General features: G+C 56.2%; 1 protein-coding gene. It reads left to right on the plus strand.

Annotation, left to right across the window (positions count from 1 at the left end; translation table 11 throughout):
• Positions 1-348: hypothetical protein (locus AB1471_RS18765; protein ID WP_367780948.1), on the plus strand; the 348-nt coding region annotated here is incomplete at its 5' end.
• Positions 349-397 lie beyond the last annotated feature (49 nt).

Below are 397 nucleotides of genomic sequence, written 5' to 3' on the forward strand. Positions count from 1 at the left end.
GGGGGGAAAAGGGAGGGAAAGGAGAGGAAAAGGGGGGGGAAAGGAAAAAGGAAGAAGAGGAAGAGAAAGGAGGGAGGGGGGGAGGAAAGAAAAGGAAAGGAAGGGGGGGGAGAGGGAAGGGGAAGAGGGAGAGAAGAGGGGAAAAAAGAGGGAGAGGAAGGAAAGGAAAGGAGGGGGAAAGGAGAAAGAAAAGGGAAAGAAGGGGGGAGAAAAAGGGAGGAGGGAGGGAGGGGGAAAAAAGAAAGAGGGAGGGGAGGGGAGAGAGGGGAAGAGGGAAGGAAGAGGGGAGAAGGGGGGAGGAGAGAGAAGGAGAAGGGGGGGAGAAAAGAAGACGGAAGGCGAGAATAAGGAAAGGGCAGAAAGCACGGACCGCTCGGCATTCTTGAGGGGTTCCCTC

It is taken from the genome of Jeotgalibacillus marinus, from assembly GCF_040801915.1.
GTDB classification, from domain to species: Bacteria; Bacillota; Bacilli; order Bacillales; family Jeotgalibacillaceae; genus Jeotgalibacillus; species Jeotgalibacillus marinus.